The sequence below is a fragment of the Secundilactobacillus mixtipabuli genome (genome assembly GCF_002217925.1).
Taxonomy (GTDB): Bacteria; Bacillota; Bacilli; order Lactobacillales; family Lactobacillaceae; genus Secundilactobacillus; species Secundilactobacillus mixtipabuli.
This window is the reverse complement of record NZ_BCMF01000003.1, coordinates 73,073-97,156: the sequence shown is the minus strand read 5'-3', so window position 1 is coordinate 97,156 and position 24,084 is coordinate 73,073. Positions and strand designations below refer to the sequence as shown.

The 24,084-nt window shown below is 43.1% G+C and carries 23 protein-coding genes and 1 other annotated feature; of the genes, 10 read left to right on the top strand and 13 right to left on the bottom strand.

The genetic code is table 11. The features are described from left to right. Nucleotides 1-88 precede the first annotated feature (88 nt). Nucleotides 89-1,354, bottom strand: coding sequence for an LPXTG cell wall anchor domain-containing protein (locus IWT5_RS03190; RefSeq protein WP_143443078.1), 1,266 nt, complete (start codon nucleotides 1,352-1,354; stop codon nucleotides 89-91). 41 nt (nucleotides 1,355-1,395) lie between these two features. Continuing rightward, nucleotides 1,396-2,904, bottom strand: a complete 1,509-nt coding sequence (locus tag IWT5_RS03185; protein ID WP_089108502.1) for a KxYKxGKxW signal peptide domain-containing protein — start codon at nucleotides 2,902-2,904, stop codon at nucleotides 1,396-1,398. Between the two features lie 630 nt (nucleotides 2,905-3,534). Here IWT5_RS03185 and IWT5_RS03180 point away from each other — a divergent pair. From IWT5_RS03180 to IWT5_RS03170, 3 genes are all read left to right on the top strand, one after another. Beyond that, complete coding sequence (locus tag IWT5_RS03180; RefSeq protein WP_089108640.1) at nucleotides 3,535-4,716, top strand: MFS transporter; 1,182 nt, start codon at nucleotides 3,535-3,537, stop codon at nucleotides 4,714-4,716. A 211-nt stretch (nucleotides 4,717-4,927) separates the two neighbouring features. Then, a complete protein-coding gene (locus IWT5_RS03175; RefSeq protein WP_225360214.1) occupies nucleotides 4,928-5,290 on the top strand; it encodes a helix-turn-helix domain-containing protein in 363 nt (120 codons plus the stop codon). Nucleotides 5,291-5,352: 62 nt separating this feature from the next. Continuing rightward, entirely contained in the window at nucleotides 5,353-6,045 is a 693-nt protein-coding gene (locus tag IWT5_RS03170; RefSeq protein WP_089108500.1) for a hypothetical protein, read from the top strand. Nucleotides 6,046-6,259: 214 nt separating this feature from the next. Here the strand turns inward: IWT5_RS03170 and IWT5_RS03165 are convergent, their stop codons facing one another. The 4 genes from IWT5_RS03165 to IWT5_RS03150 all read right to left on the bottom strand — a co-directional run bounded on the left by IWT5_RS03165 (nucleotide 6,260) and on the right by IWT5_RS03150 (nucleotide 8,727). Further along, nucleotides 6,260-7,162, bottom strand: a complete 903-nt coding sequence (locus IWT5_RS03165; protein WP_089108499.1) for a hypothetical protein — start codon at nucleotides 7,160-7,162, stop codon at nucleotides 6,260-6,262. A gap of 92 nt (nucleotides 7,163-7,254) precedes the next feature. Next, nucleotides 7,255-7,854 (bottom strand): GH25 family lysozyme, encoded by a 600-nt coding sequence (locus IWT5_RS03160; RefSeq protein WP_159459271.1) that lies wholly within the window; start codon nucleotides 7,852-7,854, stop codon nucleotides 7,255-7,257. Nucleotides 7,855-7,879: 25 nt separating this feature from the next. After that, nucleotides 7,880-8,266: a hypothetical protein gene (locus tag IWT5_RS03155; protein WP_089108497.1), complete on the bottom strand. Its 387-nt coding sequence runs from the start codon at nucleotides 8,264-8,266 to the stop codon at nucleotides 7,880-7,882. 17 nt (nucleotides 8,267-8,283) lie between these two features. Beyond that, on the bottom strand, nucleotides 8,284-8,727 hold the full coding sequence (locus IWT5_RS03150; RefSeq protein WP_143443077.1) for a hypothetical protein: 444 nt from the start codon (nucleotides 8,725-8,727) through the stop codon (nucleotides 8,284-8,286). Between the two features lie 355 nt (nucleotides 8,728-9,082). Here IWT5_RS03150 and IWT5_RS03145 point away from each other — a divergent pair, with 355 nt between their 5' ends. The 5 genes from IWT5_RS03145 (at nucleotide 9,083) to IWT5_RS12375 (ending at nucleotide 12,667) form a co-directional block, all read left to right on the top strand. Then, on the top strand, nucleotides 9,083-9,928 hold the full coding sequence (locus tag IWT5_RS03145; RefSeq protein ID WP_089108495.1) for a hypothetical protein: 846 nt from the start codon (nucleotides 9,083-9,085) through the stop codon (nucleotides 9,926-9,928). Nucleotides 9,929-10,156: 228 nt separating this feature from the next. After that, the gene (locus IWT5_RS03140; RefSeq protein WP_089108494.1) at nucleotides 10,157-11,098 is read left to right on the top strand and encodes a hypothetical protein; all 942 of its coding nucleotides are present in this window, start codon (nucleotides 10,157-10,159) and stop codon (nucleotides 11,096-11,098) included. Between the two features lie 130 nt (nucleotides 11,099-11,228). Beyond that, the gene (locus IWT5_RS03135; RefSeq protein WP_225360197.1) at nucleotides 11,229-11,774 is read left to right on the top strand and encodes a helix-turn-helix domain-containing protein; all 546 of its coding nucleotides are present in this window, start codon (nucleotides 11,229-11,231) and stop codon (nucleotides 11,772-11,774) included. 126 nt (nucleotides 11,775-11,900) lie between these two features. Beyond that, nucleotides 11,901-12,566, top strand: coding sequence for a hypothetical protein (locus IWT5_RS12120; protein WP_225360215.1), 666 nt, complete (start codon nucleotides 11,901-11,903; stop codon nucleotides 12,564-12,566). Beyond that, on the top strand, nucleotides 12,491-12,667 hold the full coding sequence (locus IWT5_RS12375; RefSeq protein ID WP_225360213.1) for a hypothetical protein: 177 nt from the start codon (nucleotides 12,491-12,493) through the stop codon (nucleotides 12,665-12,667). The genes IWT5_RS12120 and IWT5_RS12375 overlap by 76 nt, the downstream gene beginning before the upstream one ends. Nucleotides 12,668-12,770: 103 nt before the next feature. Here IWT5_RS12375 and IWT5_RS03120 read toward each other — a convergent pair whose 3' ends face one another. The 5 genes from IWT5_RS03120 to brnQ form a co-directional block, all read right to left on the bottom strand. Beyond that, nucleotides 12,771-13,610 (bottom strand): hypothetical protein, encoded by an 840-nt coding sequence (locus IWT5_RS03120; RefSeq protein WP_089108492.1) that lies wholly within the window; start codon nucleotides 13,608-13,610, stop codon nucleotides 12,771-12,773. A 128-nt stretch (nucleotides 13,611-13,738) separates the two neighbouring features. Continuing rightward, a complete protein-coding gene (locus IWT5_RS03115; protein WP_089108491.1) occupies nucleotides 13,739-16,033 on the bottom strand; it encodes an SH3 domain-containing protein in 2,295 nt (764 codons plus the stop codon). 585 nt (nucleotides 16,034-16,618) lie between these two features. Then, nucleotides 16,619-16,918, bottom strand: a complete 300-nt coding sequence (locus tag IWT5_RS03110) for a hypothetical protein (protein WP_089108490.1) — start codon at nucleotides 16,916-16,918, stop codon at nucleotides 16,619-16,621. A gap of 45 nt (nucleotides 16,919-16,963) precedes the next feature. Next, nucleotides 16,964-18,283 carry a replication-associated recombination protein A gene (locus IWT5_RS03105; RefSeq protein WP_089108489.1) on the bottom strand — a complete coding sequence of 440 codons (1,320 nt, stop codon included), beginning with the start codon at nucleotides 18,281-18,283 and terminating at the stop codon, nucleotides 16,964-16,966. A 189-nt stretch (nucleotides 18,284-18,472) separates the two neighbouring features. Further along, on the bottom strand, nucleotides 18,473-19,879 hold the full coding sequence (brnQ, locus tag IWT5_RS03100; protein ID WP_089108488.1) for a branched-chain amino acid transport system II carrier protein: 1,407 nt from the start codon (nucleotides 19,877-19,879) through the stop codon (nucleotides 18,473-18,475). 161 nt (nucleotides 19,880-20,040) lie between these two features. Then, nucleotides 20,041-20,278: a binding site (T-box leader), on the bottom strand. A 217-nt stretch (nucleotides 20,279-20,495) separates the two neighbouring features. Here brnQ and IWT5_RS03095 point away from each other — a divergent pair. After that, nucleotides 20,496-20,717 (top strand): AbrB/MazE/SpoVT family DNA-binding domain-containing protein, encoded by a 222-nt coding sequence (locus IWT5_RS03095; protein ID WP_089108487.1) that lies wholly within the window; start codon nucleotides 20,496-20,498, stop codon nucleotides 20,715-20,717. Further along, on the top strand, nucleotides 20,717-21,100 hold the full coding sequence (locus IWT5_RS03090) for a hypothetical protein (RefSeq protein WP_089108486.1): 384 nt from the start codon (nucleotides 20,717-20,719) through the stop codon (nucleotides 21,098-21,100). Before IWT5_RS03095 ends, IWT5_RS03090 begins: the two co-directional genes overlap by 1 nt. Before the next feature lie 124 nt (nucleotides 21,101-21,224). Here the strand turns inward: IWT5_RS03090 and IWT5_RS03085 are convergent, their stop codons facing one another. Beyond that, nucleotides 21,225-22,622: a flavocytochrome c gene (locus IWT5_RS03085; protein ID WP_089108485.1), complete on the bottom strand. Its 1,398-nt coding sequence runs from the start codon at nucleotides 22,620-22,622 to the stop codon at nucleotides 21,225-21,227. Between the two features lies 1 nt (nucleotide 22,623). Then, nucleotides 22,624-24,048 carry a class II fumarate hydratase gene (locus IWT5_RS03080; RefSeq protein WP_089108484.1) on the bottom strand — a complete coding sequence of 475 codons (1,425 nt, stop codon included), beginning with the start codon at nucleotides 24,046-24,048 and terminating at the stop codon, nucleotides 22,624-22,626. Between the last annotated feature and the right edge of the window lie 36 nt (nucleotides 24,049-24,084).

Genomic DNA, 24,084 nt, shown 5'->3' with positions numbered 1-24,084 from the left:
ACCGCGAGTGGCCGATTTAATCACTGCTTTAAAGAAAAATCCGATACCAGAGAAATGGTGTCGGATTTTTTCTATAACCTATTTTCTATTAATTGTGACGGCGTTTCTTGGTGATACCAAGTAAGCCTAACAGACTCGTCATCACTATGCCTAAGAAACTAAGATTGCGAGTGGCTTGAGTATTTTCATCCGTTTGCGGTAATTGGTTTTTACTTGAGGTCGTTTCGGTCGTTGCTGAGTTGGCTACTGAAACCGGCTTAGCATTAGCAGAATTACCTACCACTGAATTGGCGCTATTAGCCACTCTGGTTACCTTTTGCTGTTGATTCTTTGACGTCCCACTCGCACGTGTTTCTTGTGGTGTACTTTCCGTTAACGTTGTATTCGCAGTCTTTGATGTGGCTGTTCCATTGACGGCTGCCACTTGGTTAGGCTGAGTCGTTACTACTGCCTGGCTAGGCTCCTGAGATTGTTCAGGAGTGTTAGGAGTTGGCACGTTATTGGTTGGCTGCCCAGTCTGATTAGAACTATGTCCGCCATCGCTGACACCACCGGTAGGCGCATTCTTGTGAACAAGATGGATATTAATCTCGGGATTAGTTGATCCCGTGAAACTATATTGGCCGCTGGTGACTTGTCCCGGTGCCAGCTGATAGCCAGCCGGAATTGTTCCTGCTGACCAGTCAACACTCGTATTGATCGTCCCGGTTAACTTTTGAGGAGTACCAACAGTAGCCCCTTGATTATCATTATCAACAAATTTTACGGTGAGGCTTAATGGGCCATAGTACGTGACCGTAATCTTTTGCTTGCCAATAGTCCCGTCAAATTTTAGTTGAACACTATTTTGATCAGGTGTGAGTCCTTGAATTGCGGGAACATCAACGGTTACATCGGGTTCACCTAAATAACCCTTAACCGTTTGATCCGCTGGTAACGTCTCACCAGCTGGCAATGAACTGCCACCGGCGATGGCGTAATGGATAGTGACATCTGAGTCGATGTTGGTAAAGGGAATCACTAATGGCTTCACGCCATCGGCAGAATATGTGCCATCAGCTTGCTTAGTCAAATTAATAAATTGAATTGGCTGATCAAGGTTTTGCTGCAACTTCTGATAATCAATGGTCATGCCTTCAGTGCCGGGGAAATAATTTTGCATGGTAGAAGCACCAACCAATGCTGCACCTGGTTGCTGATGATAAGTATTAATCATTTCCTGTGCCATCAGGTCATTGAGCTGGCGAGTATTATCCACGTTAAAATACTTTTTGTAAAAATCATGAAAGATTTGCTGATCGGCCCCAGTCACAGCGGAGTAGTCCAAATTAGCACCCAAATTCGCATAATCCATTGCTAATTCGTTTGCAGTAATTCGCCCTGTTTTATAATCATTTAAGGCCACAACAACTTGCAAATACTGGGGAATACCTGTCTTACTCTGCGGTGCAAGCTGACCATTTGATTCAATGACATAATTTTGCCCAAAATACCCTTGTCCTCGTTTTCAGCTAATGCAATTGGGCTTATCCCTTCTGGTAAGAACATAGGATATTGAACAATATCACGATACGTTGTTTTCCCTGGATAAACTGGGGCATCGGATAAACTAAATAGAGAATTATTACTACCATAATCATCTCGATAAACATCATTCAATGCTGAGGAACCATTAACTTGAGTCTTAGCTTCTACTTCACCATCATTTGATTCCGTGTAACTAACAGCATTAGTAATATTCAGTGGCACTGTAATAATTTGATTACTACCATTGAATACACCCTCAGCCCAAGCCTGCTGAGCAGGGACAAGAGGCAATTGTGAGGAATCAACATCGTCAAAATCAGTCCGAACAAAGTTACCTTTCAAACCACTAAGAACCTTATCAGCTGGTAAAGACGGCAAAGTATAAGTAGGATTCTGTTGCGCATACTCTTCGGCATCCGCTGTATAAACGTATTTAATCGTTATTGTACTGTCGTTTTTAACGAGTGGAATATTGATAGTAGCACGATAGGTCTGAGTTGCATCATCAAATTGATAGTTAACGGGTTGATCCACTTCGTTTTGCAGAGCTTGCTCATCGATACTGTAACCTTTCAAGTTAGTAATAAAGGTGTTATTCGAGGCATAGTTACTATCATTAGCACGGACAAAATCCTGTGCTAATGTTCCAAGGGTACCATTGTATCGGTAATTGTCTATAGAAGACTCGTCACCAGAGCGCCACGGACGTAATTCATCTTGCACATTGTAGTGGTCAAAGTACTTAAACAGATCATTAACGGTTTTAACTTGTTGATTAACTTCAGTACCAGAAATATTAGGATCTCTAAAATCAGATTGTATCTCAGATTGTAGATTAATTGGCTGATCACCCTTAACTGCAGTGAGAAACAACTCAACGTTCGTTGTCTCATCAGGTAACTGGGTCACTGGTGCAGTATCAGCTATTGCGTTGATTGTTTGAGGAATACCAGTTTGCTGATAAGTTTGACTTGCTTGCTGCTTAGCAGTGGTCAGTTCTTCGTTGGTAGGCTCATATAACGTTTGGGTCTCCACGGGATTTGCTGAGGCAGTACTATTTGAAGCAGGAGCAGTCGTCTTCGTAGGTGTAATCACCGCTGCATCAGCCTGCTGAGTGTTAGGCTGAGCTGTTGACACTGTTTGAGCACTTCGTAATTTAACTTGAGAGGCATCTCTACCTTCAGCATTTGACACAGCTGCAACAGGGGAAGCCGTTGATTCGGTCGCCGCATCCGCTGTATTCGTTGAGGCAATGCTTAGTATGCCTGCTAAAGAAAAAGCTGTGATACCGGCTACTACCCATTGAGTACCTCTTTTGTACATCTTTACTCGATACGTTGATTTTATGAATGGGGACCCTTGATTATTACTAGACATAAGACATTCTCCTTTAACTATATAGTATAAAAAGATTATTCAATAATCTTAAACTTGTAATTGTGTCAATTATACTCATAATGCTCTAATAATGCATGATTGACGATTCAAGCAGAATAAGTAACCAAATCCGATACCAGAAATGGTGTGGGATTTTTTCTATTTTTAAAATAATAGCTGGTTGTCGTATAATTAACAATTGGGCACTAATTAAAAGTAGGTAAAGAAATTGTTCCACATGAAACATAGCTAACCTGCTATTCGTGTTCAACATATCAGAATGAGAGAATTGAGGAAGCTAACTATGACATACCAAATTTTCCATTGGTTGATTGTGAGGACAGAGAGTCCTTTCTTATTTTGAATAGAGATGCCTGTTGCCTAGCCTAAACGTGCTCAAGCAGGCAGAGACTTGCACCTAAGAACGGACTAACTAAAATCCAAAACCGGGATTTTTGTCACAGCTTTCCTGCTCCCTAGCCTAAACGTGCTCAAGCGGGCAGAGACTTGCACCTAAGGGTGAACTGACTAAAATCCAGAATCGGGATTTTTGTCAGTCCGCTCTTAGGCTCCAGTCCCTTAACGCCCGCTTTCGCACTCTATTCTATTTGAAAGAAGCTTCTTTATATGATGAAAGAACCACAATCAATTTCACGCAAAACCGTCTTACTTATGGCGATTGCCACTGGTGTAATCGTCGCTAACCTGAACTTTATCCAACCCATTGAAGGGTTAATCGCCAACGATTTCCACCTTTCAAAAGCCATTGTCGGTGTGCTGGCCATGCTGACCCAGATGGGGTATGCCGTGGGACTGTTGCTCATCGTGCCACTTGGTGATATTTTTGACCGTTATCACCTGATTCAATTCATGATGGTACTGTCAATCATCGCTCTACTAGCAGCGTTTCTGTCACCCAACGCGATGATTTTCGCCATTGCCACTACCTTAATTGGCATTACCTCCGTGGCACCGCAGATCATTATTCCGTATGCCGGCTTTCTGGCGCCTGCCATGCAACGCGGAAAAGTCCTGGGCACCGTCTTAAGTGGTCTCCTAACTGGGATTCTGCTATCACGGTCCTTTAGCGGCTTGCTTGGTAGTGTCATTGACTGGCAATATATCTATTTAATTGCCGCAATCATGGACCTCATGCTACTGTTCATCGTCCATCGGGCAATGCCACGAGATCCTCGTGGTCATCAAAACTTGAGCTATCTCAACGTGATTAAATCACTCCCCCGCCTGTTCGTGACTCAGCGTCGACTTCAAGGTTCATCCCTCAATGGCTTTACCATGTTCGCGGTCTCTAACGTCATGTGGTCAACCATCGCCTTCTACCTTGCTGACCAATATCATTTAGGCAGCAACGTTGCCGGACTCTTAGGCCTACTCGGAATTGCCGGCGTTTTAGCTGCGCCATACATTGGTGATCTAGTCGATCATCGTTCACCACGGTTAACGATTGGGCTATCAGTCTTCTTCTCCAGTTTAGCCTTCCTGCTATTCTGGCTCATCGGCCACTGGATGATTGGCTTGATCATCGGCATTATTTTGCTGGATCTGGGGACCCAATTTAGCCAAGTTTCCAATCAGGCCATTGTCCAATCACTGAACCGTAAAGAAAGCAGCCGCAACAACTCCATCTTCATGTTCAGCTACTTCCTTGGTGGTTCGCTGGGAACCTTGTCCGCGACTTGGGCTTGGAGTGTTGCCAAATGGAATGGCGTTTGCCTCGTGGCTGTCGTCTTCTTAGTTATCGCACTGCTTGGTCACTTAACTTTGAAAGAACCCGAAAAACTGCATGATTAAAAATAGACTCGCGCTTGCTTGTCGATATGGCAGATTAGCGCGAGTTTTTCGTCGCAACTACGTCATTCCTTATATAATCGGGAATTACACACGTTTTGCCACCCCAGGTTGCGCAAATATGGGTTGATTCGAGCATGATTTATCCCTTCTTTGCGTGTTTTTAACTTCACTTACGAGCATAATCAAACTAGTCAAAACAGAGAGGAGCCTGATCATGAAATTTGCAGAACAACTTAAAACGCTACGCACGGCGTTACATTTATCACAGGACGACTTGGCAGCGCAGCTTTTTGTCTCCCGCCAAGCTGTCTCAAAATGGGAAAATGGCGATGGAACACCCGATCTTAAAACGCTAGTTAAATTAGCTGAGGTATTGAATGTTAGCTTAGATACCTTGGTTCTCGGCACAAAACCAGCCAACGGTGATCACATTGATTCTTCAGTTTTCGTCTATAATCCAACCACTGGCCTGTATGAGCGTCGCCGCGGTGTGATGAACTTTTGGGATTTTCTGGCACAATACTGGTGGACTGTTATCGCACTCATTACTATAATCGGTATCTTCTTCTTTTAAATGAATAACACTATTAACAACTCTTATTGGGGGGTATACTTTGTTTGAAGGGGGAGAGGACAATGAAATTAACCAAATTAATCATTACCGGTCTGACCTTAGCAATAGGAGTAGCTGGCTTTGCTGGTACTGCTAACGCGGCTACTAAAACACCTGCTAAAAGTAATTACAGAATAGTCACAAAGACTGTTAAAGTTGGCAAAGTCACTATTCCTGCCAATACGCGTGTATATGTTTCATATTTTTCAAAGAAAAATAACAAGCAATATGCTAACATTGAATTAGGCACTTTACGTTATCGTATTCGACATGAAACATCAGCAAAATATCTTAAAGTTCGTGTCAACCATAATTTTAAAGCATCCAAAGAGGTTGCAATGGATGGATTGGATTTCATGTCAAAACCCAAAACGACTGTGAAAGGCACTCAATATAAGAATGCCACGATTCGCTTTACCACAGATGGTTATGTAGAATATTTTGAGAATGACAAGGCGAATACAAAACCGATTTCATCAACTAAAGTCACAAAATCAAGTGCTGCTGGTGAAACAACTTATGTTTACGCTAAGAACAACATGCTCAAATTACCTGATCAGAAAATCAGCAATAAGGGTAATTATCGCTATCGTTTAACGGTTCATTTCTATGGTTCATCAGCTGGTAGCCTTGGTGTAGATACCAACAATTCAGCGCTTAAATACTCAGTTGGTAACAGCAACAACTTTTTCTATACACCCGCAGGTTTTGCTTAATATCTAATTTGAACCCAAAATAAGTACTTGTTTACGCAAAAGCGCTTCAACCAATCTGGTTGAGGCGCTTTTTTGAATTTTAGCAGTTACTTTTTGCTCTCACATACTAAGAATATTTTATAACTCTAGTTAGACAAACAATGACCCAATCCCGATAGTAAAAGGATTAGGTCATCTTTGTTTAATTTATTAAATATTAAATGAGTAACTTAGTTTATGGATTTGGCACCAAGTAAACTAAAGCATCACCCGCTTGTGGCCCTTCATCTGTATTATCTGGTTCTTCATATTCAGCGCCAATTGACCAACCAGCAAACTTAGAACGGGCGTTAGCATCATAACCAGCTTGGTCGAGTGCTCTTAAAATTGCAGCATGATCATATGGTGCTTTGACCGTGAAGGGAATCCCAACAAAGCCGGTACTGTTAATTGTTTTAGATGAACTAACAATATGACCATAGTCTCCACTTATGAAATGAGTGGTACTTAGCCATCTCTGTAAGGATTGCTGACTTTCGTTAAAATCTACGCCATCTATTGACCCGGCACTCCAAAGTTGTTGAGCAGCCAGTTCAACTGAACGGTTATATATGGTGCCTGGGAACAATTGCATAATGTATTCCTGTGTACTATCTAAAACATCACGTTTTTCAATAGCCGACCAATTCATATTATCAACTGTTGTGCCAGGTGCAGTTGACTTGCCACCAACTGTTGTAGTGTTAGTAGGAGTGGTTTCACCACTAGTTGGCGTGGTAGTAGGTGTAGTCCCAGTGCTTGAAGTAATTGATTTCAAGTAGCCATGCCATACCCAGCCAGTACGGTGACCCACACGGAACTTGTAGTAGATCGAAGCTTTACCGTTCTTAACCACGTGAGCAGCATAGTATTCTTCAACCTTTGAACCGTAATAACGCATGGTACCCATCTTACGGGATAAACGGCCATTGTTATAAACGTAGGCGTTCTTGTTAGTTACTGAGACTGTCTTGTTGGGAATGTTTTCGTAATAACGTAAATAAGTGCTGGCATGTGCTGTTGTCTGAGTGGTTGATAAACCGAATAGCAAACCACCGCCAACAACTAATGACAAGCCTAGCTGTTTCTTTAAGTTCATTTCAATATCCTCCCTTTATGTACAAACTTATTATAAGTCTCCCCCATTCGTAAAACAATAAAGTCAATGTGCCGAAGAATTCGACAACTTTTTTATTGTAAGATTCCAGCAAAATCATAATTAAAATCCGTTTTTAACTGATACCCGTTATTAGTATATTGCCAAGCCTGGGCATTATCTACTCCGGGCTGATTGACACCGTAAGAAGCAACCCAAATTGCCGGCTGATACTTTAGCTGCGTACGTTTAATTCGCTGACTATTAAACCAGCTGGCTGAGGCATAGACGACCAAGTAATGAAATCCTTGCTGATACACGTAATCTAAAAATAGATTAATATCAGCGGTCACATTATACTGTAAAGACTGATCCTCAACATCAATGGCACACACAGTATCCCTGTTTAGACCAAGTTTAATGATGTTTTTAACGAACCATTTAGCTTCATTTACAGGGTCGTTCATTCCATAGCGCTGACTGTTACCTCTAAAATAGTGATAGACACCAATCGACTTGAAAAATTCAAAACCGTTTAACAGTTGCATACCAGCCTTAGGATTCAAATAGTGTGAGCCATTTTCAGAACCTTCAGTTAGCTTAACGAATAGACCCGTTGCGTGGTTATGTAGCTTCCGCATGTAATCTAAAGTATCTGGCTGAAACGAACTAATGTCAGCAAATTCAGTTGTCATTTCATTTACCCCCATTCGCAGTTAATCAATCTGGATCAGCAGCAGTTTCATCAACTTTAACCGCTTCGTGATTATCACCCAAAGTGACGTGCTTGTATTCCTGATAAGCTAGTTCAACCTTATCGGCCACAACGTCTTTAGAAATATTCCCAGCTGTTTTTGCCATATGCTGTAATACATAGTCTACTGCTTGGACTTTTCGTTCACTCTTAGATAATGCCGCGTAATTAGCCATCGCAGCTACGGCTGAATAAGCTAAATTATCAGCAATCTGCAAGCACTGTTGAACTTGTCGGTTCTTTTCAGTAGCCACTTTTTCGGTAATAAAAGGATGTAAAAGCTTATAAACCGCTGGAATAGTGGTACAAATTAAAGTTACGATTGACGCAAAATCTAACGTTCCTGTCGTCATGTTAAAATCTCCTTTCACTAAAAATAACCCAATTCTTGACCTAAAAATTCTAGGAAAGCTGCTCGCTTACGGCTGACAGTGGACTTACTCATATTTAAAACCATTCCGACGCCTTCTAAAGTCAGATTCCTCTCATGGCTAAAATATAGTCGATCGATAATTGTCTGTGTTTCCTTATCAGAGTGTTTCAAACAAAACTGGATACACTTCTTATTAACCTCCAGTTGAGCCAAACAGCGATCAGTACCAATACAATCATCAAACAGCATGGTACCCACTGCTAGTTTAGATAATACGTGACTGTGTCCTTGATAAGGATATGAAAGTTCAGCCATTCTCACAGTCATATATTTATCAATCTTTGGGTAATCACATAAAATACGTTCTAAATGTTGACGTTCATAGTCATTCATCAAAATCACCTCAAATTTATAGTTTATAAAAGCAATCCATTCATGCATTACGTTGAACTCAAAACCTATTTTAATTAATTGGGGAAACAGTGCGTTTCGGATTTGTTGCAATATATATTGATTTTTCGGTCTCCTTATAGGTCCCCTTATATTTCTAAAACATTTATAGTAAACATGATTGTATTGCTACTAAAAGGTTCTTAGATAACGGGTGTTCAAGGTTGATTATAGAACACACGTTCCCTTTAATTCAAGCCATTTTACGATAAATGTTTAATGTTTTGGATAGTTAATTTGAGAAATCATTAATCTAGGAAGAACCGCTAAGCAAAAATTGCAGTTATCTTGTTCCGTTTTAATAACAAGGCTATAATGTAGTGGTTCCTAAAGGGAGGATATTATTATGAATTTAAAGAAACAATTAGGCTTGTCGTTAGTTGTCGGCGGAGGTTTGTTATTCGGTTTATCAACCACTCAGACAACAGCCCATGCCAGCACTTATTTACGTTATTACGAGAACATTCCTAATAAGACGGTCTCAGTAACTAACAAGAACGCTTACGTATACAACAATGGTCGTTTATCCCGTAAGATGGGTACCATGCGTTATTACGGTTCGAAGGTTGAAGAATATTACGCCGCTCACGTGGTTAAGAACGGTAAGGCTTCAATCTACTATAAGTTCCGCATTGGCCACCGCACAGGTTGGGTATGGCACGGCTACTTGAAGTCAATCGCCTCAAGCACAGGGACTACACCTACCACGCCAACTAATACCACAACAAATACTGGTACAACGACTAACGGTAAAATTCCTACAGGAACTCCCGTAGAAAACATTAATATCCCAACACTTTCAAAAACTGAAGGGGTAGATCCGATGGCAGGTTATATTATGCAACTATTCCCTGGTACTGTTTACAATACAAAGGTTGAAAAGGCTGCTGAATATGCTTGGGATACAGATGACTCAGCTGATTTTAGTTCTTGGTATAATATGGCAGGTTGGAAGAGCCAGTTAACTTCTGCCGGTGCGAATCCAACAGGTTTCAAGGCCATTACTTTTGATGCCGCTGCACCATATGACAAAACTGCAGTTGAAAAAGCAATTGAAAAGGCTGGTTATGATGCCAATGCCCGTTCTAAGTTTGCTGGTTGGTCAATTGGTGCTGAATACATGTCTCCAGAAAATGCTGATGAAGGTCCACAAGGCGGTATGGGATTAGTTTTGTTGGTACCAAACCCATAAACTAAGTTACTCATTTAATATTTAATGAATTAAACAAAAATGACCCAATCTGACGTGTACCCCCAAAGTTGGAAACAACTTTGGGGGTACACGTCAGATTGGGTCATTTTTGATTCTAGCCATGAGTCTTTAGTTTTACGAAATTTTGTTGTTTTAAAAAAGTTCGTAAAATACGAAAGGTTTATGAAAGGACTATAATGTAGTAGTTCCTAAAGGGAGGATATTGAGATGAATTTAAAGAAACAACTAGGCTTGTCGTTAGTTGTCGGCGGAGGTTTGTTATTCGGTTTATCAACCACTCAGGCAACAGCACATGCCAGCACTTATTTACGTTATTACGAGAATATTCCCAATAAGACGGTCTCAGTAACTAACAAGAACGCCTACGTTTATAACAATGGCCGCTTATCCCGTAAGGTCGGCACGATGCGTTATTACGGTTCAAAGGTTGAAGAATACTACGCCGCTCACGTGGTTAAGAACGGTAAGGCTTCGATCTACTACAAGTTCCGTGTAGGTCACCGTACAGGCTGGGTATGGCACGGCTACTTGAAGTCAATCGCTTCAAGCACGGGTACTACACCAACCAGTACCACAACAAATAATACAACTAACAATAGCGACAATAGCATCCCAACTTCGACCTCAAGCGATGCTAAGTTACGGGCGGAGGCAACTGCACAAAATAATCAGATTTTGGCACTGTTCCCAAATTCAGTCCAAGATCCAACGCTAATGAAAATGGCTGATCAGCTGATGAATTCAACTGAACTTAACACTACTGATGATATGGATACTCGTGATAACATCAATGATGAAATCATGTCGCAGTTATCATCAAATCAGAAGGCTCAACTTTTAGAAATTGATCCTTCTTTCAGCAATGACAGTGACATCTTAAGCGAGTTACAATCTGGAAAGACTTCTTGGCTGAATTACTTTAAGCAGGAAATGAACGATAACGCCAAAGCGGTCGATCCTGCATTGAATCCTGGTACAACATTCGTACACAAGTATGATGTCTCAAAGTACTATGAACTTAATAACTTCCCGACTCAGTACTCGGGTTGGAAGATTGGTATTGGTAGTTACCCTAAGGGCGCAGGCGAATCTGATACCATGGGCTATGGTTCATTTGTAGTACTATTATTACCACCTGATGTACAATAATAAAATCAAATCAGTAATTATCTAAACAGAGATGACCTAATCCTTTCACTATCAGGATTTGCGATAATCCCTTTAGGGTTGTCAGATGAAATACAATAATTCATCTGATGACTATGGAGGGATTTTTTGTATGCCTAGATCTAAGTACACAGCACTAGAGAAACTGGATCTGCTTGAACAGTTCAAACACTCGGGTCTCTCTGCCAGTAAATTTTCGAAACTACACAACCTTGAACGACGTCGCTTAAAGCGGTGGCAGGAACGATATGATTGCGATGGCCTTGAGGGTCTCAATGAGGCAACTAAGAATAAGAAATACCCCGTGGCACTTAAGCAAGCAGCAGTGCTTGCCTATCTAGCCGGTGAGGGTACTCTCGGTGAGTTAAGTCTCCGATTTGGGCTACGCTCAGAAACACAACTACAAAACTGGGTTATCAAGTATAATGAGGACAAACCTTTGACGGTATCGCCGTCGAGAAAGCAGGTCCCCACTATGAGTCGAAAGACAACGTTTGAAGAGCGAATTAAAGTAGTTGAGTATGTGATTCAAGACAGACACTCTTATGCCGAGGCAGCAGAATACTTTCAGGTTTCCTATCAGCAGGCCCGTTCTTGGGTACTCAAGGCCAAAAATGGTGGTTACGAAGCTTTAGTAGATAATCGTGGCCATCCATAAGCATGAGTCAGAGCTGACCGAGAACGAACGTCTCCGCTTAGAGGTCAGACGACTTAAGGCCGAGCTGGCAGATAAAGAACTCATTGAGGAATTCGCAAAAAAATTGCAGGAACTTCAGCGCAGGGGGTGAACAAACGACATCGTCTGGCCTACATCGCAATCAGAGAGGTCAGTCAAGGTAAACGTGGCGCAGTTGCCACACTCTTAAAGTTGATCGGTGTAAGCCGACAGGCGTACTACAAGGGACTGAACCGTACCGAAACAACTTGGGAGCAACACGATGTGTTGCTTAAGAAACGCACGCAGTACTGGTACGACTTTCATCACCAAGGCATTGGAGCTGATAACCTGCTCATTGCCCTGCAGCATGACGATGAGATCAAGTTTCCAGTCACCGTCAAGATGGTTCGTCGCGTGCAACAAGAACTGGACATTCACTGTCAGATTCGCGTTAAGAAACGAAAGCGTCGCAAGGAAAGTGAGCAACATATTCTGGACAACATTTTAAATCAAAACTTTGATGTAGAGACGCCCAACCAAGTCTGGTTGTCGGACTCAACTGAATTAACCTACGGTGTAAATGGTGAGTACAAGATACGGTTCAGTGGTGTACTTGATCTCTATGGACGCCGCCTGTTGGCATATAATCTGAGTGCCACAGAAACCTCAGCAGCAGAAGTATGTCTCGACCAGGAACGCCTTACGATAACGCACCAATGGAGCGTTGGTGGAATGAATTTAAATTGCGTTGGATGGAACGCCAGCCAATGCCGAAAACGTATCGGGATCTAGTAAGGATGGTTGAGAAGGGAATCGAATATTTCAATCATCACAATCGTTCAGCACAAAGAAACGGCCTCACCCCAGATGAGTACTGGAGTGAAGCCGTTTAGAGATACACAGAATTTTATATTATTTCATCTGTCAACTTGACAGGGCCAAGTGCAATTAGGTCATCTTTGTTTAATTTATTAATTGCTAAATGAATTATTCAGTTTATGGATTTGGTACCAACAAAACTAAGCCCATACCGCCTTGTGGGCCTTCATCTGTATTTCCTGGTTCTTCATACTGAGCACCAATTGACCAGCCAGCAAACTTAGCACGCGCGCTAGCGTCATAACCAGCTTGGTCGAGTGCTTTTTCGATTGCGGCGTAATCATCCAGTTTATTGGTAGAAGCATCGAATCTAATAGCAACAAAACCAGTGGGATTTACGCCCTCTCTAAGTGACATTTCCTTTATATTATTATCGCTATCGTCAAAGTCTGCCTCATCATTCGTGTTCCAGCAAGCACCAGTTACAAAGTCTAACTTGCGATTATAAATAGTTCCAGGGAACATTTGCATTATAGTAGCTGTGTCTGAATAGACTCCATCTCTCCTTGCAATTGCATTCCAGTCTTCATTTTCAACTGTAGTACCAGGGGCAATTGATTTACCGCTAGTCGTTGTACCAGTATTTGTTGGCGTGGTGGTAGTTGTATTCCCAGTCCCTGAGGCAATTGACTTCAAGTAGCCATGCCATACCCAGCCAGTACGGTGGCCAATGCGGAACTTATAGTAGATTGAAGCCTTACCGTTCTTAACTACGTGAGCAGCATAGTATTCTTCAACCTTTGAACCGTAGTAACGCATCGTGCCGACCTTACGTGATAAGCGACCATTGTTATAAACGTAGGCGTTCTTGTTAGTTACTGAGACCGTCTTATTAGGAATGTTCTCGTAATAACGTAAATAAGTGCTGGCATGGGCCGTTGTCTGCGTGGTTGATAAACCAAATAGCAAACCACCGACGATAACTAATGACAAGCCTAGTTGTTTCTTTAAATTCATTTCAATATCCTCCCTTTGCTCTTTTATTATAAGCAGATTATTTTGGAGAAACAATTTAGTAAAATTTTCTAAAAGAGATTAAATAAGAATTTATGTAGCTAGGTATGCCTTAGCATACCTAGGCGATATTAGTTATCTGGAATAGTCCACTGTTTTAAGAAGTAATTAGGATCAGTATAAGGTGCAATTTGATTATCTTCACCAATAGGACCAAACCGGTGTCGAATAACTTGATTTTTACTTGGATTTAGCTGAATAACGCCCCAACCATTCTCCGTAAGGGATCCAAGAGGGCGACTTTCTCTACCATCGCCACGATCTGCTATGCCACATAGTGATGTAACAAATTGAATACTACCAGATAATTTGTAGTTGTCACGGTGTGTGTGCCCAGCGAAAAAGCCTAAAATATTATGATGACTACTTTGATAATTGGTTAATTTGTCATACATAGCACGACTATGTTTAATTCCGTCTTGGTAAGATTTGGCGTGTGTGTTTTCATATCTTGTATCAACATCGATATCATTTTCCCAGTGACTTTCATAAGAGCTGTCTGCGCCAATACCAGCTAAACCGATATGATCGAAGACTACGATTTTTCGATTCGAAGGGATTCCTGCGAGGGTTTCAGTTAACCAATTTTGTTGAGCATCAGAATAGTCCGTGTGCCCATGTCGAAACTGTTCGCGAGTTGGATCTGTATAATCTGGCATATCAAATCCATCCAAAACAAGAACGGTAACATCACTATTAGGAACATCATAGCTACCAAAAATTGCATTGTTTGGATTAGCACTGCCTGTAGGTACATTTAGCCATTGAGAAAATTGGTCTAAACGTAATGGCTTAGCTTCATTATTGGTGATAACTTGATTGCCATTGTAGTGGGTTTCATCACGTGCATAACCTGAATTATCATCATGATTCCCTTGTAAAACAATGAAAGGTCGATGTGACAGCTTAAAAGTATCCATGGCGCGTTTAATATCGGCTTCAGAAAGATCTTTTGGTTTAACACCGTCATTTAAATCACCGCCATGTACAATTAAATCAACACCATAATGATTTGCAAAATAACTCATTAATTGCATACTACGTAAAACTCGTGCAGATGCTAATGATTTGTAACTATCGACATGAGTATCGGTAATATAAGCAATTGACACACTGTCATCGGTAGCTGTCGCATCAATTTCGGCTGCAAACTGATTCATAGCCTGTATTTCTTCATTAGAAGGGATTACTTCCTGTGTAGCATCAATATTAGTAATAGTTTCATCAGCGGTTTCCCACGATGCTACATCGGTCATGCCATGTTTCATTACAAGTGTGTATGGCCAGTATTCTTCAATTGGTTGAACTTTTCCTGTATCTCCAGTAACATAACCATAAGAAGATGAATTTTTAGGGTCATCATCATCTTGCATGTTGTTACCTTCAGCATTAGCATACGTACTTACAGGCAAATATTGACCGTTTCGGAGAACAACCCATAAATGATTATCGTTAAAGAGTTTCCCCGTATAATTAATTAGAGTATTTTTCTCATATAAACGAATCTGATTAGCTTTATTATTAGGATCCATGACTGGTTTAGCACGGCCCCAAGCATTAGACAAAAGCGTTAATGAACCTACTGTTGGATAGATATATTGATCGCCTTCACCAATATATTCACGCTCAGGATTAGAATCCATGGCCGGCATGGCCGTATCGACCCCAGTATGTGAACGTGGTGTTCCAGTTGTAGTAGTCCCTGTATCCTTTTGCGGAATAACTGGGTCGCCAGGATTGGAGTCCGTCCCATAGTAACGGAATGGACTAATAGTTGCGTATGGAACATAATACGTGGATCCGTTAGTATTTACGTATTGGAACCAGTAATGCCCGTCAGCTTTAATCTTGGCATTGTAGTAGACCGTTTCTCCAATTGACCATGAATCCAGATGCTCAGCATCCATGTCCGTTGAGGCTCGGCCTGCAGCGGGTTCGGAAAAGGTAAACTGACCAGATTCAGTTAGCGTTGTGCCATCAGGCGTTTGATCAGCAACATCAGCACCTGCTTGACCGGTTAAACTACCTAATTCACCAGTTTCTGTACCGGTTCCTGTACCGGTGCTAGTTGGTGGTACGATAGGTTGAACACTGGCATTGCTGTCAGTACCAAAGTACTCGCCGGTATCCGTGTTGACGTAGGGTACATAATGCGTTTCACCGGAAGCTGCAACGTAGGATAACCAGAGATGGTTACCATTTTTTAATTTTTGGGAATAATTAACACTTTCACCAGGCTCATAATAGATGATCGGAGTGGCATCCATGTTGGGATCATTACGGACCCCGACCTTAGTGTTGAAAGTAAATGAGCCAGTAGCATCAATTTCATACATATCAGGTGTATTTGAAACATCAATAGGCATAATTTTTACCTCACTTTATTTTTATTGTGGTTCTGCAATCGCGATTACAGTGACCATTCTAGTAAGGTTTACGCTGCCCGTGTCCCGGATTTGTTGCAACGTCAAGACCGGTAGATTCCAGCCATTTCACGAAAATAATGCCTATTCCACAAACTTCGTGGAATAGGCATTATTCATGAAAATCTACCGCGTTTTTATCTCTTAATCATCCGTTATTGACACAGCAAAATCCCCCCGCAAAACGACTCACAATTAAGAGTTGTAGTTGAGCACGCGTATAAGTTTGTGGTATGAAAGGAAGTTTAGATAGCATTTAAATCGCTATGCGTGTAGATCTCCTAATTACAAATAGTCTTATCAGAGAGATTTTACGATAGGCTAAGCGTTTTTAGTAAAGCGCTTACACTTTGATTATAACACGGACTTTACTGACTAGATTTAGATATCAGTTATTGTTCCTATTAAAAATATTTTAAAACACTAATAAAAGGCCTAACAAATGAATGTTAACCCTTTTAGTACACGTTTCTATTTAGTTATATGATTCATAAGCAATTCATTTAAAACTGCGGTAATTATACTATTTTAACTGAAAATAACGCCATTGATCCCAAGAATGTTCATCAGATATAAGACGAAGACTAACGCATTGATCACAACGGAAATTAAGATGATGCCGTAAGAAAATGTGGCCGTGAAAAAACCAAAAATAACGGGATTACGATACTTCTTCCGTCGGTACGTCAAAGCCCAAACGAGTAACAGCAGTGTTGCGACGGCTTGAACGATGATTCCCAATACATAAACTCCCGTTGAGCCTGACTTGACCTGAAACAAATAAGTAAAAGCGGTAATCACATCGACGATAATGGCTAACAGTGGCATCGGCTACCCCTCCCTGTAATGAGTAAGTCTATTATACACAACCTTTTACCCATTTTGCTTGTGCCAAGCCTTAATTTGATTCAGGCGGTCTTTAAACCGTTTTTCATGGCCTTCACTAGTTGGCAAATAATATTCATGCCCATCCACAGATGGCGGCATAGTCTTCATTGTGGTCAGCTTATCCTTGGCGTTATGCGCCAGTTCGTAACCCTCACCGTAACCTAGGTCCTTCATCAGCTTAGTTGGCGCGTTGCGGATGTGCAACGGCACTGGGTCATTGGCCGTTTGTTTCACATCCTTAGCCGCTGCCAGCCGTGCTTTATAGATGGCGTTGGATTTCGGCGCTAATGAGAGGTAGGTCACGGCTTCTACCAAATGAACATCACATTCTGGCATGCCAAGAAATTGACAGGCCTGAAAGACGTTAATGGCCACGTTAAGGGCGTTGGTATCCGCTAAGCCAATATCTTCACTGGCAAATCTCACCAATCGCCTGGCAATGTATAACGGGTCCTCGCCACCTGCCAGCATCCGTGACAGCCAATAAATCGCAGCATCCACATCACTATTCCGCATGGATTTGTGCAGGGCTGAAATAATGTTGTAGTGTTCCTCGCCATTCTTATCATAAAGGGAGAATTTTCTGGTAATTAACTGACTGAGATCAGCCATCGTAACAGTGGTTTCATTACCCTGCTTATCACCGTTCAGCACCGCCATCTCTAACGTATTGAGAGCGGTTCTGGCATCCCCATCAGCAAAGTTCGCAATCGCCTGAATCTCATCTTTGGTAATCTTAATTGTTCGATTACCGTAACCAGCTGGATTACTGAGCGCGTTATTGAGCAGCGTCACAATGTCGTCTTGCTTCAGTTCATGCAGCACGAACACCTTACAGCGGGAAAGCAGCGCTGAATTAATCTCAAATGAAGGATTCTCAGTCGTAGCACCAATTAAAATAATACTGCCCCGTTCAACGTAGGGTAAAAAGGCATCCTGCTGGGCTTTATTGAACCGGTGAATTTCGTCAACGAAGACCATCGTGCGCTGCCCCACTTCACGGTCTAGTTCAGCCTGTTTCATGATCTTCTTGATTTTACTGATACTGCTGTCAACAGCACTGAAGCTCAAGAAGCTGGAGTGTGTTTGATGAGCAATAATTTCAGCTAACGTGGTTTTACCGACACCCGGTGGCCCCCAGAAAATCATGGAGGAAACTTGATCCGTTTCGATAATTTCACGCAAAATCTTCCCTTCACCCAACAGATGCTGCTGACCGACAAACTGGTCCAAGTCTTTAGGCCGCACTCGGCTGGCAAGCGGGACGTTTTGCGATTGATTAGAAAAGAGCGATTCTTGATGCATCGTTCATGCCACCTGCCCTTCATTTAACTCATTGCTAACTTAATTATACGCGTCGGATCAAAATCTACTTCATTTCCTTACTATTATATTACGCTACATCAGCGATAACATAAAAAACCACTCCGACCAAAAACGTCGAAATGGCTTTTTACGTTACATTCTGAAATCTACCAAGTTATGTCAAACGCTCTAACGATTATGCACTTGTTCTGAAACAACACTGCGACGGGCAGCAAAGACTGGCCGTAAGAAGTGGACACCTAAGCCCAATACCAAACCAACTACAGCTGGAACGACCCAGTCCATACCCAGGTTCGCGAATGGCAAAACGCTTTGCTGGAAACCAGTCAGCGCTTTACCAAAGGCACTTTGACTGACAACAGCTGGGAAGGCACCGATCATATCAAAGAAGGCAGGCACTGAAGCAAAGGCAACAACGAAGGCATAGACAACCCCGTCACGATGGAACAGTGGTGAAAAGACTGACAATAAGATCAGTACCATGGCAAATGGATAAAGGAACATGAGCATTGGTGTCGACCATGCGATGATGGTATCCAAGCCGAAGTTAGCGGTCAAGAATGAAGCGGCACACATGAAGGCAAGCCATTGACGGTAACTAACACGGCTGAAATGTTTGTGGAAGTCTTGAGCAAAGGCTGCCACCAAACCGATAGCAGTGGTTAAGCAGGTCACTGTCAAAAGTGTTGCTAGCAAAGCGTGACCAAGGGTACCTAAGTAGTAAGTGACTAATTGGTTAAAAGCAACCCCGCCATCTGCAGAAACTTTGTATTTACCTAAAGTTGTGGCACCTAATAGGATCAACCCAACGTAGATCAAACCGATCATACTGGTAGCAAGGACCCCTGCGCGAGCCGTCACCTTAGCGTTACTCTTTGGTGTGGTTTTACCCAGTTGGTTAACGGCCGTCACAACGGTAACCCCAAAGGCCAAGCCGGCTAAAGCATCCATTGTGTTGTAACCCTGTAAGAAACCGTTGAAGAATGACGCGTGCTGGTAAGCCGTGGTAGCGGCCATTTTGCTAACGGTGCCCATTGGATGAGCAAAGCCCATAACAAAGACTGCAAACAGCATCAACAGAAAGACTGGATTAAGCACTTTACCAACACTGGTCATGACGTTAGATTCCTTATACGAAACGAGAAAAGCGGTTCCGAAGAAAAGGACTGAGAAAACCAGCAAGCCAACGTGTGCCATGTTAGCAGGCAGCAGTGGCTGAACCCCAACTGAAAATGGAATTGTGGCTGTCCGGGGTGTCCCGAACAATGGTCCGATAGTGGCGTGGATCATGACCATGAAGACCAGTGCGAACGCTGGACCAAGGGGACGACCGATATCATAAACCCCTTTTGAACGGGTAACGGCCACTGCCAGCACTGAAAGCATTGGCAAGAGCACCGCGGTAACTAGGAAACCAAGCGTAGCCATGCCCCAGTGAGCACCAGCTAATTGACCTAAGTGAATGGGGAAAATCAAATTCCCAGCACCGAAGAAGAGACCGAATAGCATTGAGCTGACGACTAGATATTGTTTAACTGATAACGGCTTTGGATTTAAATCTTTGACTTGTTCCATGATTGAAGACCTCCGTAATATGTGTATGATAGCTAAATAATTGAGAATTCATTTGAAGCTGACTAATGTGTTCAATCTGACCTTCCACGGAAACCACCACCTTTATGTGTTTGATACGCTATGTAAAACTAAAAAGCACCCTCAGTCCACATTCTGTGTGAACTAAGGGTGCTTCTGCACTGTACCACCTTATTTTGTTATTTTATCGCTAAAATAACCTCTTCACGTACGGTCGCAAGGACGATACGCTAACTCGATAATGGGAGTGCCCAACGTACGTTACTTTATTTCGGTACGTCGCTCAAAAGGGATGTTCACTGTTCAACTCTGGCTTCCTCTCACCTAACGAAGCTCGCTTACAGGTGCTGAACAGCTACTTAACTTTCTCATAGCGTTTTGCAATTTATTTAACAAAACCAATCATAATCATTTCAAATGAGGATGTCAACATTATTTTTTAATCTTTTTGCCATTATAATGATTTGATTCCTCAAAATAGTCTCATTTTTACCTAGTTCGCGGTAACCTTTACAACTTATTATGCCGAAATAGTTCAAATATGCTATACTACCTATAAAATCATGAATTTGTTATAACGAAAGGAAATATTGAGCACATGAATGAAATCAAATCACAACGTCAAATCATCCAGGTTGGCAATTCATTAGCCATTACGATTCCCGCAAATATTGCTCGTAAATTGGCTGTTCAAAAGGGAGATGCCATCGACGTCTCTTTTCGAAATGATATTCAACTCGATGCTCAATTTTTTCAAAGCTTGGAAACGGTCATCGATCAATTCGAAGGTGCGTTAAACCAAATGCGGGGTGACAATTAATGCGTTATCTAACAGCAGATGAATTAGTCGCTATCAACAGTCGCTTAGCCATCAGAGGCGGGCAACAGCCCGGCATCAATCACTCTGAACAATTAGACAAAGTGATCGCGGTTCCCCAATCTAACGCCTATGACCAAAACCTGCGGGAAATGGTCGCCAATAAAACCGGCTTTTTGCTGGACGCCATTATTTCCGGTAAACCGTTTGTGAATATGAACTTACAAACAGCCGCGATTGCCGTAGCGACCTTAGCCGATTTAAACGATTATGAACTGACTTTTACCAACGATGAATTGGTTGAGTTAGTTAATCGAGTAGATGCGAATGAAGTTGAAGCAACCGAGTTGTTTACCATTTTTAATGGGCATTTGAAGCAAAAATAACAGTGTGCGTCAAAGCTCGGTAGATTCCAGAATTTAACGTGAATAAGGCTCATTCCAATGAACTTCCGGAATGGGCCTTATTTGCGTTAAATGGCCGGAATCTGAGCTTTGAAGCACGATTAGGCTATTTTTCACTCACATACTTAAAAACCTGCTCGCCAGCTTGGCGGCCAAATACCACCGTTTCAGCGATGGAATTGCCACCGATCCGGTTATTGCCGTGAAGGCCGCCGACGATTTCACCGGCGGCATAGAGCCCCTTGATCACTGCACCGTTCTCGTTAAGCACTTCCGTTTGATGATCAGTAGCGATGCCGCCCATCGTATAGTGAACAGCTGGCGCAATGTGAATCGCGAAGAATGGTGCGGTGGCGATAGCGCGTACCATCCCAGTGGTCCGATGAAACGTTGCGTCATTTTGAGTGGCGACAGCACGGTTCCAATTAGCAACCGTCTGCTGAAGTGTAGCCGCATCAAAGCCCAACTGATCAGCGAGTTCAGTCAAGGTCGTACCCGTGTGGACTAAGCCGATTGAATCGTAAAACTCAACGGCTTTAGCGCGATTGCGAATACCCTGATCAAAAATCAGGTAGGCACCATTTTCATTTAACTGATCAATGGCTGCTGTCACGTTTTTGCGCGTGTCCAGTTCATTAACAAACCGGTTGCCGTGTTGATCAACTAAGATGGCACCTTCACCACGAACCGCTTCACCAATCAAATAAGCGTGCGGCGTATCCTGCTGAACCGTAGGATGCACTTGCACTTGATCCATGTCCACCAGCTTGGCGCCTAATGCCCGCGCTAGCTTGATGCCGTCACCGGTAGCTCCCGGCTGATTAGTCGTTTTCATGCCCTTTAAATCCGGCCGGTACTTGGTCAGCATCTCTGGATTAGCGCCAAACCCGCCAGTAGCCAAAATAACGGCATCCGCTGTCAGCGGCCCGCTCTGCTTGCCCGTCGTGGCACGCACGCCGGTAACTGTACCAGCTGCATCAGTGGTCAGCTCGGTGACCCTTAAGCCAGCAAACAGCGGAATATGGGCGAGCTGCACTTGCTTCAGCAGTTCCGTGACCAAAAAGCCACCGATAGCCGCTAAAGAATGGGGCCGGTGGGTTCGCATCTTACTCATACCACCCGTAATGGTGAGTTCATCCAACACAATGTGGTGATCAGCTAACCAGTCAATGGCTAACACAGCGTGTTCCGTAAAGTACTTCAGCAACTCAACGTTGTTGCGGCCACCGCCGCCCTTTAACGTTTCGTTGTAGAATTCCGCGTAACTGTCGACCACGCGATGCTTCAATTGAACTGTCGTTTCAGCAGCGTTCATCCCGGATGACGCCCGGTTGGTGTTGCCGCCCAACTGAGGCATTTTTTCAAGGATGACGGGTGATAGACCTAATTCGTGGGCTTGGATAGCAGCCGTTAAGCCAGCAGCACCTGAGCCGATGACGATGACGTCGTAGTGCTTCCGTAATTTCGTCAGCGAGGTGGGTTGAAAATGAAATTTTGCTGCCATCTTATCCCTCCTGTCCTTGATCTGTTCCGTCATGGGTGGCTTTCTGCTGGTCAATATTGGTCATCTTAATCGGCACGACCCACGCATCGTACTGTTCTTCTGTCAGCAAACCGGACTTCAAAGCAGCTGTTTTTAAATCTGTGCCTGCTGCCAAAGCTGCTTGAGCGATCGCAGCACTTTCGTGGTAACCGATGTGCGGCGACAGCGCCGTCACGGTCATCAATGAACGGTGGACTAATTCTGCCATCCGCTCTGAGTTGACGCTTAAACCGTGAATCATTTTATCAGCAAACCCGTTCATGGTCCCCGTTAATAATTCAGCTGATTCGAGGAAGGCTGAAATCAGGACGGGTTTATAAACGTTCATTTCAAAATTACCTTGGCTTGAGGCTAAGCCGACCACCACGTCATTACCCATGACCCGGACAGCAGCCATCGTAATGGCCTCAGCTTGCGTTGGGTTGACTTTACCAGGCATGATCGACGACCCTGGTTCATTGGCCGGGATGTTCAATTCCCCATAACCCGCACGAGGACCCGAAGCTAAGAACCGCACGTCATTAGCAATTTTCATCAAATCGGCCGCTAACGTCTTGATGGCACCATGGACCACATTTAGGCCTGAATGGTGAGCTAAGCCGTAAAACTTATTGGTGTCGGCGGTGAACGGCAAGTGGTAAATCTCACTCATCTTAGCAGCAATCCGATCGGCAAAACCAGGAGCCGCGTTCAAACCAGTGCCAACCGCAGTGCCGCCGATTGCCAACTCACTCAGCGTTTTACCCAACGTCTGTAGGTAATCCAGGTCATGGGTCAACGCGCTGACCCAGCCAGAAATTTCCTGGCCGAAAGTCAACGGCGTCGCATCTTGCAGGTGAGTCCGGCCAATTTTTACCGTTCGCCAATATTTTGCTTGCTTAGTTTTGAGTTCATCAATCAAATGTTGCGTGGCCGTTTCCAGACTACTAACGGCCTTGGCCGCCGTGATGTTCATGGCCGTTGGGAAAAGATCGTTAGAACTTTGACCCTTATTCACATCATCATTGGGTAGGATCTCCAGCTCAGGATTAAGCTTGGCTGCCTGATGAGCCACGACTTCGTTGACGTTCATATTGGTTTGCGTCCCTGAACCAGTCTGGTAAACCACCAGCGGAAAGTCTTTGCGTAAGGCCGTGTCACTCAGCGCCAGTAACGTGTCAATAGCTGCCACGATCAAATCTGCTTTGGCCCCGTCAATCGTCTTTAGTGCCTTATTTGCGGTTGCCGCGGCTTTTTTGATTTGCAATAACGCCTTAATGATTTCTAGCGGCATCTTCTCACCCGTTGGGAAATTCTGCCGACTGCGTTCTGTTTGCGCGCCCCACAGTGCCTTAGCGGGAATCTTAACTTCACCGATCGTGTCTGATTCAATTCGAAAATCTGTCATATTTTGGCCTCCATTACGTTTGTGGCTTTATGTACT

Coding starts and splice junctions, on each gene's coding strand:
- IWT5_RS03190 (WP_143443078.1), bottom strand. CDS start 1,354: ATGGATTATGCGAATTTGGGTGCTAATTTGGACTACTCCGCTGTGACT.
- IWT5_RS03185 (WP_089108502.1), bottom strand. CDS start 2,904: ATGTCTAGTAATAATCAAGGGTCCCCATTCATAAAATCAACGTATCGA.
- IWT5_RS03180 (WP_089108640.1), top strand. CDS start 3,535: ATGAAAGAACCACAATCAATTTCACGCAAAACCGTCTTACTTATGGCG.
- IWT5_RS03170 (WP_089108500.1), top strand. CDS start 5,353: ATGAAATTAACCAAATTAATCATTACCGGTCTGACCTTAGCAATAGGA.
- IWT5_RS03165 (WP_089108499.1), bottom strand. CDS start 7,162: ATGAACTTAAAGAAACAGCTAGGCTTGTCATTAGTTGTTGGCGGTGGT.
- IWT5_RS03160 (WP_159459271.1), bottom strand. CDS start 7,854: ATGACAACTGAATTTGCTGACATTAGTTCGTTTCAGCCAGATACTTTA.
- IWT5_RS03155 (WP_089108497.1), bottom strand. CDS start 8,266: ATGACGACAGGAACGTTAGATTTTGCGTCAATCGTAACTTTAATTTGT.
- IWT5_RS03150 (WP_143443077.1), bottom strand. CDS start 8,727: ATGCATGAATGGATTGCTTTTATAAACTATAAATTTGAGGTGATTTTG.
- IWT5_RS03145 (WP_089108495.1), top strand. CDS start 9,083: ATGAATTTAAAGAAACAATTAGGCTTGTCGTTAGTTGTCGGCGGAGGT.
- IWT5_RS03140 (WP_089108494.1), top strand. CDS start 10,157: ATGAATTTAAAGAAACAACTAGGCTTGTCGTTAGTTGTCGGCGGAGGT.
- IWT5_RS03135 (WP_225360197.1), top strand. CDS start 11,229: ATGCCTAGATCTAAGTACACAGCACTAGAGAAACTGGATCTGCTTGAA.
- IWT5_RS12375 (WP_225360213.1), top strand. CDS start 12,491: ATGGAGCGTTGGTGGAATGAATTTAAATTGCGTTGGATGGAACGCCAG.
- IWT5_RS03120 (WP_089108492.1), bottom strand. CDS start 13,610: ATGAATTTAAAGAAACAACTAGGCTTGTCATTAGTTATCGTCGGTGGT.
- IWT5_RS03115 (WP_089108491.1), bottom strand. CDS start 16,033: ATGCCTATTGATGTTTCAAATACACCTGATATGTATGAAATTGATGCT.
- IWT5_RS03110 (WP_089108490.1), bottom strand. CDS start 16,918: ATGCCACTGTTAGCCATTATCGTCGATGTGATTACCGCTTTTACTTAT.
- IWT5_RS03105 (WP_089108489.1), bottom strand. CDS start 18,283: ATGCATCAAGAATCGCTCTTTTCTAATCAATCGCAAAACGTCCCGCTT.
- brnQ (WP_089108488.1), bottom strand. CDS start 19,879: ATGGAACAAGTCAAAGATTTAAATCCAAAGCCGTTATCAGTTAAACAA.
- IWT5_RS03095 (WP_089108487.1), top strand. CDS start 20,496: ATGAATGAAATCAAATCACAACGTCAAATCATCCAGGTTGGCAATTCA.
- IWT5_RS03090 (WP_089108486.1), top strand. CDS start 20,717: ATGCGTTATCTAACAGCAGATGAATTAGTCGCTATCAACAGTCGCTTA.
- IWT5_RS03085 (WP_089108485.1), bottom strand. CDS start 22,622: ATGGCAGCAAAATTTCATTTTCAACCCACCTCGCTGACGAAATTACGG.
- IWT5_RS03080 (WP_089108484.1), bottom strand. CDS start 24,048: ATGACAGATTTTCGAATTGAATCAGACACGATCGGTGAAGTTAAGATT.